At 37.4% G+C, this 15,567-nt stretch carries 16 protein-coding genes; 13 read left to right on the forward strand and 3 right to left on the reverse strand.

All coding sequences use genetic code 11. The features are described 5' to 3' along the window. The first annotated feature begins 136 nt into the window (after window positions 1–136). The 8 genes from RIB15_RS08285 (at window position 137) to RIB15_RS08320 (ending at window position 7,880) form a co-directional block, all read left to right on the forward strand. On the forward strand, window positions 137–2,158 hold the full coding sequence (locus RIB15_RS08285) for a GWxTD domain-containing protein (RefSeq protein ID WP_350201677.1): 2,022 nt from the start codon (window positions 137–139) through the stop codon (window positions 2,156–2,158). A gap of 273 nt (window positions 2,159–2,431) precedes the next feature. Beyond that, on the forward strand, window positions 2,432–3,649 hold the full coding sequence (locus RIB15_RS08290; RefSeq protein ID WP_350201678.1) for a phage integrase SAM-like domain-containing protein: 1,218 nt from the start codon (window positions 2,432–2,434) through the stop codon (window positions 3,647–3,649). 31 nt (window positions 3,650–3,680) lie between these two features. Then, a complete protein-coding gene (locus tag RIB15_RS08295; RefSeq protein WP_350201679.1) occupies window positions 3,681–4,730 on the forward strand; it encodes a DUF8426 domain-containing protein in 1,050 nt (349 codons plus the stop codon). A gap of 9 nt (window positions 4,731–4,739) precedes the next feature. After that, window positions 4,740–5,546: a helix-turn-helix domain-containing protein gene (locus tag RIB15_RS08300; protein ID WP_350201680.1), complete on the forward strand. Its 807-nt coding sequence runs from the start codon at window positions 4,740–4,742 to the stop codon at window positions 5,544–5,546. 50 nt (window positions 5,547–5,596) lie between these two features. Further along, window positions 5,597–6,217 (forward strand): class I SAM-dependent methyltransferase, encoded by a 621-nt coding sequence (locus RIB15_RS08305; protein WP_350201681.1) that lies wholly within the window; start codon window positions 5,597–5,599, stop codon window positions 6,215–6,217. A 74-nt stretch (window positions 6,218–6,291) separates the two neighbouring features. Beyond that, a complete protein-coding gene (locus tag RIB15_RS08310) occupies window positions 6,292–6,744 on the forward strand; it encodes an OsmC family protein (RefSeq protein ID WP_350201682.1) in 453 nt (150 codons plus the stop codon). 4 nt (window positions 6,745–6,748) lie between these two features. Continuing rightward, window positions 6,749–7,606, forward strand: coding sequence for a PhzF family phenazine biosynthesis protein (locus RIB15_RS08315; protein ID WP_350201683.1), 858 nt, complete (start codon window positions 6,749–6,751; stop codon window positions 7,604–7,606). A 4-nt stretch (window positions 7,607–7,610) separates the two neighbouring features. Next, window positions 7,611–7,880, forward strand: coding sequence for a helix-turn-helix domain-containing protein (locus tag RIB15_RS08320; RefSeq protein WP_350201684.1), 270 nt, complete (start codon window positions 7,611–7,613; stop codon window positions 7,878–7,880). A 22-nt stretch (window positions 7,881–7,902) separates the two neighbouring features. Here the strand turns inward: RIB15_RS08320 and RIB15_RS08325 are convergent, their stop codons facing one another. Then, on the reverse strand, window positions 7,903–8,223 hold the full coding sequence (locus tag RIB15_RS08325; RefSeq protein WP_350201685.1) for a hypothetical protein: 321 nt from the start codon (window positions 8,221–8,223) through the stop codon (window positions 7,903–7,905). A 34-nt stretch (window positions 8,224–8,257) separates the two neighbouring features. Here RIB15_RS08325 and RIB15_RS08330 point away from each other — a divergent pair, with 34 nt between their 5' ends. The 5 genes from RIB15_RS08330 to RIB15_RS08350 all read left to right on the forward strand — a co-directional run bounded on the left by RIB15_RS08330 (window position 8,258) and on the right by RIB15_RS08350 (window position 14,393). After that, on the forward strand, window positions 8,258–8,848 hold the full coding sequence (locus RIB15_RS08330; protein WP_350201686.1) for a hypothetical protein: 591 nt from the start codon (window positions 8,258–8,260) through the stop codon (window positions 8,846–8,848). A 310-nt stretch (window positions 8,849–9,158) separates the two neighbouring features. Next, window positions 9,159–10,370: a TraM recognition domain-containing protein gene (locus tag RIB15_RS08335; protein ID WP_350201687.1), complete on the forward strand. Its 1,212-nt coding sequence runs from the start codon at window positions 9,159–9,161 to the stop codon at window positions 10,368–10,370. Further along, entirely contained in the window at window positions 10,367–11,128 is a 762-nt protein-coding gene (locus RIB15_RS08340; RefSeq protein WP_350201688.1) for a hypothetical protein, read from the forward strand. The genes RIB15_RS08335 and RIB15_RS08340 overlap by 4 nt, the downstream gene beginning before the upstream one ends. Before the next feature lie 225 nt (window positions 11,129–11,353). After that, window positions 11,354–14,026: a MobF family relaxase gene (mobF, locus tag RIB15_RS08345; protein ID WP_350201689.1), complete on the forward strand. Its 2,673-nt coding sequence runs from the start codon at window positions 11,354–11,356 to the stop codon at window positions 14,024–14,026. Beyond that, the gene (locus tag RIB15_RS08350; protein WP_350201690.1) at window positions 14,010–14,393 is read left to right on the forward strand and encodes a hypothetical protein; all 384 of its coding nucleotides are present in this window, start codon (window positions 14,010–14,012) and stop codon (window positions 14,391–14,393) included. The genes mobF and RIB15_RS08350 overlap by 17 nt, the downstream gene beginning before the upstream one ends. Here the strand turns inward: RIB15_RS08350 and RIB15_RS08355 are convergent, their stop codons facing one another. Then, entirely contained in the window at window positions 14,394–15,185 is a 792-nt protein-coding gene (locus RIB15_RS08355; protein ID WP_350201691.1) for a class I SAM-dependent methyltransferase, read from the reverse strand. Next, window positions 15,182–15,565 carry a VOC family protein gene (locus tag RIB15_RS08360; protein WP_350201692.1) on the reverse strand — a complete coding sequence of 128 codons (384 nt, stop codon included), beginning with the start codon at window positions 15,563–15,565 and terminating at the stop codon, window positions 15,182–15,184. The genes RIB15_RS08355 and RIB15_RS08360 overlap by 4 nt, the downstream gene beginning before the upstream one ends. Window positions 15,566–15,567: the final 2 nt, after the last annotated feature.

The following is a 15,567-nucleotide window of genomic DNA, read 5'->3' on the forward strand; positions in this document are numbered from 1 at the left end:
AAAAGGCTTAACCGAACGGTTAAGCCTTTTTTTTTGCTGTTTGAGAAATACCTATGTGTGTTTATAAAGTCTTTTTTTTATATATATACTTATGTAATACTCAATGTCTTTAACATAGGCTTATCAGGTTATAATCATGTTAACAGTAAAAATCCTACTAACACTGCTATTTAGTTTGGTTCAGCTGAATAGTTACTCTCTGGTTCAACAAATACCGACTGACCCCTATCAGGAAGGTAAAAATGCTATTGAAAAAGGTGACTGGAAAGAAGGTATTACAATCTGGATTCAGTACTCAAATATAGCTGATAGCTCCGAAATTGATCCAAGAATTGGTTTTGAGTACATCGAATTTATCACTCAAAATAAGTACAAGAAGTACTATAAGTATGCTGCCCCCCTTTATTATAAAGCTTTATCCCGAAATTCAGTTGATAAGTACAAATCCGTTTATTTAAAAGAATTGGAAAAAGCAAAACCACTTATTGAAAATAAAGACTACAGGCTCTGGAAAAATCAAATTGAAGATGGGGATATAAAAGGGCTGGAAAATTTAAAAAAGTTTTGGCAACAAAAAGATGTTACCATAAGTGATACTTATAACGAGAGACTTATCGAATTTTGGGAACGTATAGCTTATATAAAGAAAACTTTTAATCGCAATAAATCTACAGTATACGGCACCGACGACCGTGGTTTAATTTACCTTAAGCTTGGCAATCCAGACTATATCAGAGAAGGTGTTCTTCAGTATAATCAGCTACAGGCAGAAGGCTGGGCACAAACAATCATTATAAATAATTACAATTCGACAACTTCAATATCTGACAGCAGCTTTGCATCATCTTCATTAATTGGAGCAAGTTATAACAGTACGGCATTAGCCAAAAATCTGGCCTACCTTGCAAGGCAGTATTTCGATTATCCCCAATATGAGATCTGGATCTATAAAAATGAAAATGATTATAGAAACCTTGTTCATATTTTCGGGCAAAATGGTAATACAGGGGAGTTTTCAATAATAAATACAATAGACGATTTTATTCCCAGGTCGGCATTTAGAAAAAATTATGCCTCCGACAGTCAGTACCCGGTGCCTCCCGCTACGCTTCTGCAAATGATTTACTATTCCCAGTTAACGACCATCGACCGTTTTTTTGCAAGCACTTATATTGATCTCCAAGAAGATATTCTTAACAATACAGAGATAAACAACAGAAATCTGGCACACAAGTACCGATCCATACATCAGTCAAAAATGAATACACTGACTGCATTAAACCCTTCTGAAAAATCAGGACTGGATGATCTGAATACGCTGAATCTTAATGTAAGAAGGTATCGCATACTTGATGAGAATAATCAGAATATGGTCATTACTTATTTATATGCTGCACCATATGAGCAAATATTAATGTCTACACTAACCGGAGAATTAAGCCCGGAAAATCTATTGCTAAATTATACTATTCAGCTTCGTGACAACAACTGGAACCTTCTCTTCAAAGATGTTAGGTCTACCAGGTTAAATGATGCTGTATTACAAAATAATGCCAATAATTATATTACCGTAGCTTTTCTTGTCCCAAATATAGAAGATGCAAATAACTTATTCGGGGTTGAATTAACAGCTATTAATTCTGGTGATGTGGATTCTTCTGAAAAGGTGGAAAACTTAAAGGCTTATTCTAAGCTGGAAGAAAAAAGCATGGAACCTTTAAGTACGGACCCAAATCAATTAGAGGCCAGTGATCTTATTCTTGGATATGCAGATTCCTCTTCTATAGAAGCAGGCAGTGAAATTCCTTTTTTCATCACCCCTGATAATATAATTCCTACCAACAACAGCTTATTCCTAAGATTTGAAGTATATCACCTGGATCTTGACAATGGTTCATCCGAGTTTTCTATGAATTACAGAATAACTGAAGTTGAAGATGGTTTCTTCAAGCGCCTATTCAACAGAAATAATGAATTGAAAAGTATTACTGTAAACCTTAATTCATCATCATCTACCTATAAAAACAGTTTTGAAATTGTAACTGAGAAACTTGAACCCGGAACTTACAACCTCATCGCTACAATCAAAGACCTCAACTCAGGGCAGGAAATTGAGAAAGAGATTGAGTTTTCGATTTCAGATAAAGCCAATTATTAATCCTGAAATAAAAAAAGCCTTCTGAAATTAATCAAAAGGCTTTATATAGTGGCGGGGGCAGGATTCGAACCTGCGACCTTCGGGTTATGAGCCTTACCCATTCTGGCGTGATATGGCCTCAAATGTATCCATAATGCCGTTTTATAGCTATTTAAAGCACACTTAAAAACACACCATATCAAGTTAAACCGCCAAATGTTTGACCTATGTTGTACCCATTTTAGAAAAAGAATCCTTATGTTGTCTTAGGCACTCATTAAAGCAACATAGCTTATGGCTTCTTTAAAGGTACTACTGCGAACAAATAAACAAAAGAAAGACGGCACCTCTCCCCTTGTTCTGCGAATTACGCACAACCGAAAGTCACGTTACATATATTTAGGTCAATATCTGGATGAGAAGTATTGGGACTTTGATAATCAGCGTGTCAAAAAATCTCATCCTAATTCTAAGCGACTGAATAATCTTATTCTTAAAAAATTGTCAGAAGCGAATGACACTGTTCTTGAACTAGAGACCAAAGATGATCCGGTCTCTGTTAAACAGATCAAGAATAAGGTCAAAAACAGTAATGCTGATATAAGCTTTTTTGATCTTGGTGAGAAACGAATCAAAGAGTATGAAGATAAAGGTACGTTCTCAGTAGCCCGTGCCGATCAGTCGATCTTGAACAATGTTGAAACATTCAATGGTGGTAAAGACCTCTACTTCCATGAAATCACAGTCTCTTTCTTAGAGAGATTTAAAACCTACTGCCTAACTGAACTCAAACACAAGAAACGTACGGCCACTAACCAGTTGATGCTGATTAGAACACTTTACAATAGAGCTATAAAAGAAGGTATCGTGGATGAGAAGAATTATCCTTTTGGCGGTGATAACGTCACAATCAAATTGAGTTCTGGGAATAAGATTGGATTAACCGAAGAAGAAATCAGAACTATTGAAGAGATGGAGTTCGAGAAAAACACCTCCATCTGGCATACAAAGAATATATGGCTCTTCTCATTCTATTTCGCCGGAGTGCGAATATCAGATGTTTTATCTTTAAGATGGTCTGACATTAAGAATGACCGTCTCTACTATGAAATGAGTAAGAACGAAAAGCCTGTGTCTTTAAAAATCCCGGATAAGGCTATAGAGATATTGGCAAGTTACAGACCTGATAAACAGTCAAAGAATGACTATGTGTTCCCTTACTTAAAGGAAGCCGATCAGGATGATGAAGAGGATATATTCCGAAAGTCACGGAATGCGGCTCGTCTATTTAATAAGTGGCTGAAAAGAATTGCAGAGCAAGCCGAGATTGATAAGAACTTATCCAATCATATCTCCCGTCATTCCTTTGGCAATATCGCCGGAGAGAAGATTCACCCGTTGATGCTCCAAAAACTTTACCGTCATTCTAACCTTAAAACGACAATCAATTACCAGGCTAACTTCATAAATAAAGAGGCTGATGACGCTCTAGATAAGGTTATAGACTTCTGATAAAATGAAGCCATATAATAAAGGATAAAGAATGGATCTAAGTAATAAAACTATCTGGCAACAAGCTTGTGGTGATACAGACAGAAACTATAGTAAAGTATGCCTAGACTGGGATGTTATTCTTAATGGTCCCGGAATACATGGGAAAACACCAGACACTAATAAAAAATTACGGAACCTTGGCTTTTCATCGAGAAAAGTTACTGACTTAAATAGATTTGCTTTGGAGATGAAAGATGGTGATCTGGTAGTCTTAAGACTGGGGACAGGATTAATTCATGGCATAGGGGTAATAGTGGGTGACTATCAATGGTTAGATATCTTTGGAGATATTGATGGTTGGGATTTACAACATGTTCGAAGAGTAAAATGGCTCAAAAAGTTTTACTCCCCTATCGAGTTTGATACTTATACTTTGAAGCAAGGCGACACAACTCAGATTCTTGATTCAGATACAATAAATGATTGGATTCAATCACTTGATATTAGTGAGGAGGAGATGAATCGCGAGTTAGTTCAGCTGCCTACAGATATTGATTATTCAGAAGTTTCTCATGAAGATATTTCTGAATTTTTATTCGCAGAAGGTGTTGCAAGTAATTCAATAAACAGGCTTACAGAAGAGATTGATGAACTTCAAAGAATTGCAAAATGGTATCAAAATCATACGATCCCTTCTGAGCATGAAACTGTAGCATATCTTGTAGCTCCCTTATTAAGAGCTTTAGGATGGACACCGCAAAAGATGGCCGTTGAATGGAATAGGGTCGATGTTGCTCTATTTAAATCATTACCCCGAGAAGACCAAAATCTTACAATTGTGGTTGAGGCAAAGAAAAAGGGCTACTCTTGTTTAACTGCCAGATCGCAAGCTGAATCTTATGCAATAAATCGTTCTGGTTGTGATCGCCTGATCGTTACCGATGGCCTTAGATATGGTATCTATTTTAAGAAAGACGATGACTTCAATCTTTATGCATATATGAACCTTACTAACTTAAGAAGCTCTCATCCTATCTATAAATGTAGAGGAACACAGCACGCATTACTTGCAATTACACCTGAGTGGAATCCAAATTAAATGCATTAAATGAAAAATAGATCTGCCCCTAAAATATATTTAAATCATAATCCTAATACACCTTTCATAAAAGATTTTTGGATATACACACCTTCTGGTGAAAAATCTGATTTTTACAATGTATATCCAGATGGCTACTCAGACATCATCTTTAAAATTGCTAAGGTTCAGAATAGGCTATACATATCTAAACCACGAATAATGGGTTTGCTTACTAAACCTAAATCTTTCAGTGGTCATGGAACTGAAATAATAGCTGGTATTAGAATTACACCCAGTTCAGCTTATCATTACTTTGATGTTAAAGAAGAAGCAAATATCAACGATATTTCAATAGAGTTTACTAAGGGAACTCAATCTGAAGTTTCAATTCCTGTTTTAAATAACTCAATTGAATCAACAGTTCTTATTTTCCTAAAAAACTTCACGCTAAAGCACCTCTACAAAGATAAAGATCCCATTCCAATCAACTACGCAATTGATCTTATTTTAAAAAAAAGTGGTAATATTGATATTAAAAAGCTTAGCTCTCAAACCGGCTATTCCTTAAGGCATCTTGAAAGGAAATTTCAAGCAGTAATTGGCATTGACCCAAAGAAATACGCATCAATCGTTCGATTTAGAAAAGCCCTTTATATGGTAAAAAATACAAATTTATCATTACTCGAAATTGCTTTTAGCACTGGGTATTATGACCATCCTCACCTTACTAAAGAGATAAAAAATCACTCTTTTCATACCCCGTCGAAGATTAGAACTGAAAATGTCGAATATTTACAAAGCTTAAATCTCGACTTAAAATTATGTTCTGGCTAATTCATTCCACTTAACATGCTTAAACATGTTAGCTGAACTAGCTTATGAAATTGTCAGAAAAAGAATTCGCTGAAAATCTACGCCACCCTTTCGGTGAATCGGGAAAAGCCGTCGCTGAATTCATGAAAAGTGGTAATAAATACATGTACGATCATGTGCTAACCCATTTTGAAAAACTCAGTGATGTAAATAAAATAATTGAGATTGGATGTGCTGATGGATCAAACAGCTTAAGCATAATAGAAAGAAGTAACGCAAATTACATTGGGATAGACAAATCAGGTGATATGATAAAACTTGCTACTGATTCTTACTCTAACCATCCCAAATCACCCCTTTTTTATAAAGGCTCCGCCGAGTCTTTTTCAAAAATTTCAGAGTCAGCAGATCTAATATTTATGGTCAACGTTATCTACTTCATTAATGACCTTGACCTTCTTTTTAAGCACTCTAAAAAGGTTCTGAATAGAGGGTTACTCTTAATATGCTACAAAAGCTCCAGACAATTAGACAAATCATGGAGCAAATACGGTTTCAATTTTTATACTGATAAAGACATATATAATGCTGCTTTAAAATCTGGATTTAAAAGACTAGCAATTGATCGAATTAAACCAGGTGATTATAACTCAGTTATACAAATTTTTCAAATCTATGTACCACATTCTTAAGTCTATTTGATGTGTTTTAATATAAGAATCGAAGTCCATTGTAATATTTCGGATAAAATATTTTAGGTGATAAAATGAGCAAGTATAAAATAAAAATTGAGTGGAAAAGTGATGTTAAAGATTTTACTCAAGGCGAATATTCAAGAAAACATAAGTGGAAATTCGATGGTGGTTTAGAAATAACTGCTTCCTCCTCTCCATCTGTAGTTCCTATTCCATTTTCTATAGAAGAGGCTGTAGATCCTGAAGAAGCGTTTATTTGCTCAATATCAAGCTGTCATATGTTGTGGTTTTTAGACTTAGCAGCTAAAAAAGGAATAAATATCCATGAATATAACGATGAGGCTATCGGGATTATGAAGAATAAAAATGGTGCTATCCAAATAACTGATGTTCAACTTCATCCTAAGATCACTGGCATTGATGGAGAATTAGATAAGAATTTATTAGAGCAACTACATCATGAGGCACATAAAAGATGTTTCATCGCAAATTCTGTAAAAACCAACATTGAAGTAATCTTCTAGTTTTATGTCTAAAGGCATTTCATTTTATACTATTGATGTATTTACAGATCAGGTTTTTTCCGGGAATCAACTGGCTGTCTTTATAGAAGACCGCTCAATTGATGATCAATTCAAACAAGGCTTAGCTAAAGAATTAAACTATTCTGAGACTACATTTATAAAACCCATTTCTGGTGACAAATATTACTGTCAAATTTTTACACCTGAACATGAAATTCCATTTGCCGGACATCCAACATTGGGATCTGCTGCTATAATCTATTTCAATTATGAGGAAAAAGGGGAAATAAAGCTAGTTGAAAAAATTGGTGAGATAGAATGCAGTGTTACTCAAAAGGAGAATTTTAGTTTTTCAGTACAGACTGATTTAGATCTGGATTTACCTATTAGGAAAATTAAAGTAGCCCCTGACACAATTAATAAGATAATCGGAATGGATATTTTTAATACTACTAACCATTTCAGTGTTATCAACTCAGGGGGAGACTATTTGATGATCCAAATCCCAGAAGATTTTTCTATTAATGAAATAAATATTAGTCTGAAAGACTTAGCAAATATTAGCAAAGAAAATTCAGGTTTAGATCTTTATCTCTTTAAAAAAGTAGATAAAAATCAGTATTCAGTAAGAATGTTTGCCCCAAATGCTGGAATTCTGGAAGACCCTGCAACCGGTAGTGCTGCTGTTGCATTAGCAAAGCTTCTATACAAAGAGCATAATATTTCAGAAGAGGAGTTAATTATTCATCAAGGAAGAGCCCTCAGCCGTCCATCAAAAATCTATGTAACTCATTTAAGTAATGGAAAAATTAGACTGAAGGGTAATGCAAGGCTTGTTCTTAATGGAAAGACATTAATTTAAAAGTATGGAAGTTATTTGTATAGAGACAGAAGCTTTCTACCAGTTAATTGATAAGGTTGTAGAGAGATTGGAATCAAGCGATCCAGAAACAAATAACAAATGGATTGATACAGATACAGCAATGGACATGCTAGGCATCAAGTCTAAGACGACTTTACAAAAGTATAGGGATAACGGGAACATACGTTTCACTCAGCCCCGTAAGAAGATCATTCTGTATGATAGGGATTCAATCTTAGATTTTTTGGAGGGGAATGCTAAAGAGACCTTCTAAAATATCACTCATTCCACATCAACTAATGGACGGTTCGATCACTGTCGATAATATCGTCTGGCCGTTTCATTTTACGGTACCGGAAGTTATGAAGCGATCTGGACGTCTCTTTACTCATTTCAATAGTACCAAAGACTTGTTGTCTGAGACTTTCAAATTCACTCCACGAAATATCCCCCCTGTCAACTTCTGTCAAAAACTCAGCCAACATATGAGTGTACCATTCTTGGTCAATATCATTGATAAAGTACTCAGGAAACTCACCATCAAAATGCTCAAGCAACATCTTGTGTGCTTTTTCTCTGTTCTTTTCTGGGATCTCTTCTGGTTTCAAATTCTTCATAGTCGCCCTCTTAATTTTTTTAATTATACCATACATGCTGGAACGTAATCAATACATATCCCTGCTAAGGCAACTCAAAGAGGATGAGCAAAAAGCTATTAGTAGGTTACTCCTGCGCCAAGAGGCAGAGTATGAAGGACGAGGTATTCGCCCGGGTGATGACACATCATTGGATAACAAATTCATTTCACAAATCGAGGCTTTAGAAGACAGCTTTGATGAGAGACGATCTTCTTTAAAAGATCATAGAAACCAAGATAAGCTCAACGAATTTTACCAAGAATTTATACAAGAACCTGATCCCTACGGCCTAGGCCAAACTACTGACGGCACTGACCGCCCCATTGAACCTGATGCAGAATCCGATTATTTCAAAGGCTTTACTCAGGGCTATAAACTCCAAGAGCTAGCCCCTGATATCAATGAAGCCTTTATCAATTCCGGCAATCCAAATGATGAACGCATACAAGGTATGCAAGATGGTCGTGAGCAACATAACAAGGATAAAGAATTGGAGTCTGATATCTCACCTGAGATTTGGGATGAGTTGAATACCAATAAGGGTGAAATCGAAACAGGTCACTCACGAGAAAAAGAGCCTGATAAGGGCAAGGATATAAACTAACCTCAATTCTGGAACAATAGATCTTGATACAACCATACTAACCTTTCCAAATTCCGGTAACACACTGGATGATATCTGGACACTTCGCAATGCGGTTCAAGGTGTTCAGGTCTTCGGTGGTATTGGTTCTGGTAAGTCTTCGGGGTCTGGTGCAACACTGGCTAGAAAATATCTCTCCCTTGGTCTTGGTGGATTGGTTTTAACGGTTAAGACTGGGGAAAAAAACACATGGGTTGAATACTGTAACCAGACTAACCGCTTAGATGATCTTATCATCTTAGAACAAGATGGTAACTACCACTTCGACTTTTTGGACTATGAGTACAATAGATCGGGTGATGGCTCAGGTATTACCGATAATATTGTCAATGTTCTAAAGACGGTTATACATGCCGGCAAATCAGAACAAGGTCAGGTGGCAAATGAAGGGTTCTGGGAAGATGCTCTTGATATGCTCTTATTCAACGTGGTTGATCTGTGTGTACTTGCTCATGGCAAGCTTAAGATTGATGATCTCTACCTTGCGGTTCAAAACCTTCCAAAATCTAAATCAGATGTTGTCCAACCAACATCTGATGCTGATGATCCCTTTGCCCAAATTCTCTATCAGGCCAAGCTGAATGTTGCCCGTCAGGCCGAACAAAGAAAGCGGATATTTAAGAAGAACAATCCTGATAAACGTTTTGAAGTAAAGTCCGATAAAGGCTTAGCCTCTTTTAAAAAGGTCATGCATTATTTTATGTCTGACTTTCCGGGATTAAGTGATAAAACCCGCTCGGTAGTTGAACACTCTTTTTTCGGTTTACTATTTCGTCTGATCCGTGAACCGATTAAAAGTCTGATCTGCTCTCCTACGCCTAACTTCTCTCCTGATGATTGTTTTAACGGTAAGATCATCCTGATTAATCTACCGATTAAACAGTTCGATAAAGTCGGTCGTGATGCCCAAATCTTATTTAAATATGTCTGGCAAAGAGCGATGGAGCGCCGGACAACTGATAACAATAAAATGCCTGTTTTTCTCTGGGCTGATGAAGCTCAAAACTTCCTCCATGAACATGACATTGATTATCAGGCCACTGCTCGAAGTTCCAAAGTTTGCACCGTTTATTTGACTCAAAATCTTCCAAATTATTTTGCTCATTTAGGAGGGCGTTCCGGTGAGTTTCAAGTCAAAAGTTTTCTGGGAACAATGGGCACGAAGATCTTCCATGCTAATGCCGATATGGAGACCAATAAATACGCCTCTGATTTAATCGGCCAACAAGAGATTTGGAAGGAGAATAAAGGCTCTCAATTTGTCGGTGGTTTTACTATGTCAGAGGGCACTTCTCAGGACAGAGATTTTGTTATTCATCCAGAAGATTTTACAGCCATGAGAACAGGTGGACCGATCAATAAATATCTGGTTGATGCCAGGATTCACAGACAAGGCATGCCGTGGTTTTCTACAACAAGAAATGACAGAAAAATATCCTTCAAACAATCTATCAATAACAATAAAAAACGAGGTGAATCATGAAGCAAAAATCATACTTCAAACAAGTGTTCAGACGAACAAATTTTAAGCTCTCATTTCTGTCATTTTTCTACAGCATATGTTCAGTTCCCCGGCTTCTTCTTGAAGTCTTTATCCGAAAAAATATGGGGTCGAGATATTTCAGTTTTGGGCTAAGTATTATTCTCTTTTTACTTTTTCTCATTACACTATTATTTAGTGCTTTCTCACAAGCGGCGTCCTTTTCTGCACTCGGCAGTAATGGCTACGGACTTGGTATATTTGGGATACTGTTTTTTGTCTTTGCAAATAAACGTCGATCTGAAATCAACAGTGATCCGACGCATGTCAGCTTTGATGAATTCAGTTTGTCCACAGGTGAATTGACAGGTTGGTTTAAGTCAAGAAAAGAGAATGGTACAAGTTTACGGAGGATTGAAATATGGTTTGAACCCCTTCCCTTTTTTATTGGTGGTTTGGTGTTAATGTTTATTCCATTTACTCGAATACTTGGCCTCCTTCTTCTCCTATCCAGTGTCCTTTATTCACTGAGTTACATGGGCGCTTATGCGTTAGCCAGAGATTTTATTATGGACAAGATTGATGAGAAAATTGCCGGAGAAGAAATGGGGCAAGCTCTTAAATCTGGGTTAGCTGGACATGAGGCCAGAGGCTTTACAAATCGCTCCCCCATACCAACCGATGAAGAGCATAGAGATCAGCTCTACAATCTGATTTTAAAGCGAGATAAATCAGGCGAACCAACAGCCGTTGCGCAATAAAAAATTAAAGAGACATGACAGTGCGTAAGCTCTGTCTCATCTGACCGAAACACTGCTTAGGGGAGATGTCTGATAGGATTGCGCACTGCTTGAAGCTACGCACTGTCATAAGTCAATCTAACGCACTGCACGTTACGCACGAACACCGTATGAGCGTAGGAAACCTGTGATGTTTATCCCATAAATAGACCTTCACTCAAGAGGGAATATCACCGAGAAAATGTTATGATACGAATGTTTCAAAGTCAAACTGTGGAGCAGGCTAAGACCTACTTTAATGAAGCTCTCAGCAAGGCGGATTATTACATTGATGACCAGGAATTGAACGGACGCTTTCATGGAAAGCTGTCCTCTCGTTTAGGTATTGAACATGATATTGTTGAACGGGATATCTTTCACAAACTGTGTGATAACATTCACCCCATCACGGGAGACAATCTAACACCTCGAACGGTGGATAATCGCCGGGTTGGGTATGACATTTCGTTTCATTGTCCAAAGTCTGTCTCCATCCTTCACGCCTTCGGTGATGATGACAGAGTTTTGGATTCCTTTCGAAAAAGTGTTTTAGAGACAATGCGAGAAATGGAAGCTGATATGCAGACCAGAGTTCGCTTACAAGGCCAAAATCATGACCGGGATACCGGGGAATTAATGTGGACAGATTTTATTCACCAAACCGCCAGACCGGTTGATGACCACCCCCCTGATCCGCATTTGCATTGCCACTGTTTTACCTTTAATGCCACATGGGATGAGACTGAAAATCGCATTAAGGCCGGACAGTTTCACAACATCAAAAGAGATATGCCGTGGTACCAAGCCAGGTTCCAAAAACGACTTGCCGATAAACTGTCTGAGTTGGGTTATGGGATACGAAAAACGGGCAGAAGTTTTGAGGTGTCAATCGTTCCTCAAAAAGCGATTGAGCACTTCTCAAAACGCACCAATGCGATTGGTCAAACGGCCAAAGAATTAGGCATTACTGATCCAGAAGAACTCGATCAATTAGGGGCACGCACCAGAGGCAAAAAACAGTCCTCACGATCAATGCCGGAGCTTAAAAAATCATGGGTTGGGCAACTTAAAAAGGTCGGTATAGATCACCACCTAAATGAAGAGATTGAAACGACTATTCGAGATCTAAATTCAGTGCAATGTATTGACCATGCTTTGAGCCATTCTTTTGCCAGAAAATCGGTTGAACGAGACCGTAGAATTTTAGCTGAAGGTTACCTGCATGGGATCGATTCAAAAGCTGTGTCATTGGATGATATTGACCAGGCTTTTGATAACGATGATCGGGTGTTCAAAGTCCCTGATGGTAAAGATAAATTATGCACGACGATTCCGGTTCAGGCCGAAGAAAAGCGTATGGTGAAACTGGCAAAGAATATGCGAGGCTCTGTCAATCCAATCAGCCCGATTATGAATGAAACAGTGTTCGAGAATTTAAACGATGAGCAAGCGGTTGCCGTCAAACATATCCTCAAATCCAACGACCTTTTGATGATGGTACGTGGTGGCGCGGGAACGGGTAAGACAACCATGATGAAATCGGCTGTGAAGCTCATAGAAGAATCTGAGAGACGTGTCTATGCCTTTGCCCCGACTTCCGCTGCCTCACGGGATATGTTGCGCTCTGAGGGCTTTGAAAAGGCTGATACCGTTGCCCGGCTTTTAAAAGATGACAAGCTACAGTCAGAGATTAAAGATCAAGTCATCTGGATTGATGAGGCCGGAATGCTTGGTACTAAAGATATGGGTGATATTTTAGAGTTAGCTGATGATCTGAATGCCCGGGTAATTTTGACTGGAGATACCCGTCAGCATACTGCCGTCCAACGTGGTGATGCCATGCGTATCTTGAGACAAGTGGCAGGGATTCCAATTCCGTCTGTGAACCGTATCTATCGCCAAAAAGGAAAAGAGTATCGTGAGGCTGTTGAGGCTATCAGTTCGGGGGATGTATCGAGTGGTTTTGATAAACTGGAGTCATTGGGATGTATTGAAGAAATTGAGACCAATGACGTCTCAAAGCAATTAGCTGATGACTATTTACAAGCCCAAAAAGAAAACCGCTCTGCACTGGTGATCTCTCCCACCAATGAACAAGCTCAACTGGTTACGAATGGGATTAGACAAGGATTAAAAGACAGTGGTGAATTAGAAGACAAAGATCGCCCCTACTCTCGATTGAAAAACCTCTACTATTCGAATGCTCAAAAGAAAGACTGGCGGTCTTATAGAAAAGGTCAGGTTGTTCAGCTTCATCAGAATATGCCGGGATTGAAAAAAGGCTCTCAAACCACCGTAATTAAAGTTGATGATAAGAGCGTCAAGATCGTCCAAGATGGTCAGACTCATTCACTAGACCTGTCTCGCCCAGATGATTTTGATGTTTACAACTCTTTTGAGATCAACCTATCCAAAGGTGACCGTATTCGCATCACAAAGAACGGCTTTGATAACAATGGCCGTCGCTTGAACAATGGTAAGATATTGGAAGTGGACAGCTTTAGCCGTCAGGGTGATATCCGACTGAAAACGCCAAATCGAAAGAATGGTGCCATTTATGAAATTGATAAAGACTTTGGCAATTTCAATCATGCCTATTGCATTACCTCTTATGCCTCCCAGGGCAAGACAGTAGATCGGGTATTGATTGCTCAACCCTCTGCCACCTTCCCGGCCTCCAACATGAAGCAGTTCTATGTCTCGGTCTCCCGTGGTCGAGAAGCTGTAAAAATCTATACCGATGATAAAGAGGATCTTCTACAAACGATCCACAAAGAAGGGAACCGTATGTCAGTCCATGAACTTGAGGAGATAGATCAAGGTCGCACGCAAGCCAAATCTAAAACCCCTAATAAAGGAGATTATGAACCGGATATCTAAGGAGATACTGGCTGAACTGAATGGTCAGGATAAAGAAGAGTTAGAAGAAAAGGGTTTTAAGTCCGGTGATATCGGAACCATAGATTTTATTAAACAAGATGGTACTCGTCAAATGTTTGCATACTCTCAGCTTATCACCTCATGGACAGAAAAAACAGATGAGCATAATATCATCAAACTCTTCTTCTCTACGCATGTTGTAAAGCTAAAGGGATACAAGCTAGCTGGTCTCTATGAGCTTATTAGAAAACACAATCTGGAAATTGTCTTTGCACGTGATGAGAGGTATTTGAATACTTCAAAAGAAAATCAGCCTTATGTATATTCGATTGAATCGGAATGGAGAAGCAATCACAAAAATAAATAATCACAACTCATTCTTCTGTGCCTTAATTATAAAGCTGTAGGGCATTTTCATCCAAAAAATTTTATTTTCCAGTATTGAATTATCTCGATAAGGTTGTGATTGAGAATCTTTATTAAATTCGATTTCTGGTTCAAAAAATCCTTTTAGTTCAAAACCTGCCTTTAGTAAGGTATTAATGTATGTTTCAAGTGTTCGATGATATCGATAAAATTTTATATTTTTAGATTCGTTTTCAAATTTCCAATTGAATTCAATTTTTCTTTGATTAAAGTAATCTATCGTATCAAAGAATGTATTTACTTTATCTTTGGTAATTTGTCCTGCAGAAGAAAATGGATGCAAATCACAAAGAATTAGATTTCCATTTTTGGATAGAACACTATTCATTTTTTTAAAAAAATCAAAAATATCTGATATATATTCGATAAGAAAAGATGACAGAATAACATCAAATTCTCTATTAAAGATTTCATCAATTCTTTCTACGCGTGAAGCAACAAAATCGATTTTTAAGTTATTGGCCTCAGCAAGTTTTTTTGCATATGCAATCTGATTTTTTGAAAAATCAACACCTGTAACATTTGCTCCTCTTGAAGCTAGAAAAATTGAATTCTGTCCTCCCCCACAGCCTAACTCCAAAATTCTTTTATTGCTAACTTCTCCTATCAAATTGTAGTAATTTTCCCCCAATCCACATGGACCATAGTGGACATCTTCAGTTGAAATATCTACACTGTTTTGATATTTCAAGGATATATTGTCCCAAGATTTTTTTAAATCAATATTTGTCATTCATTTGATAATTGATAGATCATAAGCTTATAGCCATCTGGATCAGTTATAGAAAATTCAATAGTTCCCCAGGGACGTTTAGAAATATTACTAACTATTGCACCCGATTCTTTTATAGATTCATAATCTGTGTAGATATCATTACTTTTGACATAAATGAAAGCACCATTTCCTTTTGGGTCCTTGTTGGCCTCAGCTTTAAGTTCTTCAATTGTTTCAAGTTTCTTATCGTGAAATTCAAACTCAAAATTTGATAATGCTATTTTAAGATGCCCTTCCTTAATTACTTCGACATTAAATCCAATTTTTTCATAATGTTTTAAAGTTGCATTTATATCATTTACGTAAAAAACTATTGCATAGACGCCTAAAGAATTCATAG

Origin of the sequence: Gracilimonas sp. (assembly GCF_040218225.1) — a bacterium.
Taxonomy (GTDB): Bacteria; Bacteroidota; Rhodothermia; order Balneolales; family Balneolaceae; genus Gracilimonas.

Excerpts from the sequence above, each read along its gene's own strand:
- RIB15_RS08330 (WP_350201686.1), top strand. The coding sequence starts at position 8,258 with ATGCTGGAACGTAATCAATACATATCCCTGCTAAGGCAACTCAAAGAG.
- mobF (WP_350201689.1), top strand. The coding sequence starts at position 11,354 with ATGATACGAATGTTTCAAAGTCAAACTGTGGAGCAGGCTAAGACCTAC.
- RIB15_RS08300 (WP_350201680.1), top strand. The coding sequence starts at position 4,740 with ATGAAAAATAGATCTGCCCCTAAAATATATTTAAATCATAATCCTAAT.
- RIB15_RS08355 (WP_350201691.1), bottom strand. The coding sequence starts at position 15,185 with ATGACAAATATTGATTTAAAAAAATCTTGGGACAATATATCCTTGAAA.
- RIB15_RS08315 (WP_350201683.1), top strand. The coding sequence starts at position 6,749 with ATGTCTAAAGGCATTTCATTTTATACTATTGATGTATTTACAGATCAG.
- RIB15_RS08310 (WP_350201682.1), top strand. The coding sequence starts at position 6,292 with ATGAGCAAGTATAAAATAAAAATTGAGTGGAAAAGTGATGTTAAAGAT.
- RIB15_RS08350 (WP_350201690.1), top strand. The coding sequence starts at position 14,010 with ATGAACCGGATATCTAAGGAGATACTGGCTGAACTGAATGGTCAGGAT.
- RIB15_RS08295 (WP_350201679.1), top strand. The coding sequence starts at position 3,681 with ATGGATCTAAGTAATAAAACTATCTGGCAACAAGCTTGTGGTGATACA.
- RIB15_RS08285 (WP_350201677.1), top strand. The coding sequence starts at position 137 with ATGTTAACAGTAAAAATCCTACTAACACTGCTATTTAGTTTGGTTCAG.
- RIB15_RS08340 (WP_350201688.1), top strand. The coding sequence starts at position 10,367 with ATGAAGCAAAAATCATACTTCAAACAAGTGTTCAGACGAACAAATTTT.
- RIB15_RS08325 (WP_350201685.1), bottom strand. The coding sequence starts at position 8,223 with ATGAAGAATTTGAAACCAGAAGAGATCCCAGAAAAGAACAGAGAAAAA.
- RIB15_RS08320 (WP_350201684.1), top strand. The coding sequence starts at position 7,611 with ATGGAAGTTATTTGTATAGAGACAGAAGCTTTCTACCAGTTAATTGAT.
- RIB15_RS08290 (WP_350201678.1), top strand. The coding sequence starts at position 2,432 with ATGGCTTCTTTAAAGGTACTACTGCGAACAAATAAACAAAAGAAAGAC.
- RIB15_RS08360 (WP_350201692.1), bottom strand. The coding sequence starts at position 15,565 with ATGAATTCTTTAGGCGTCTATGCAATAGTTTTTTACGTAAATGATATA.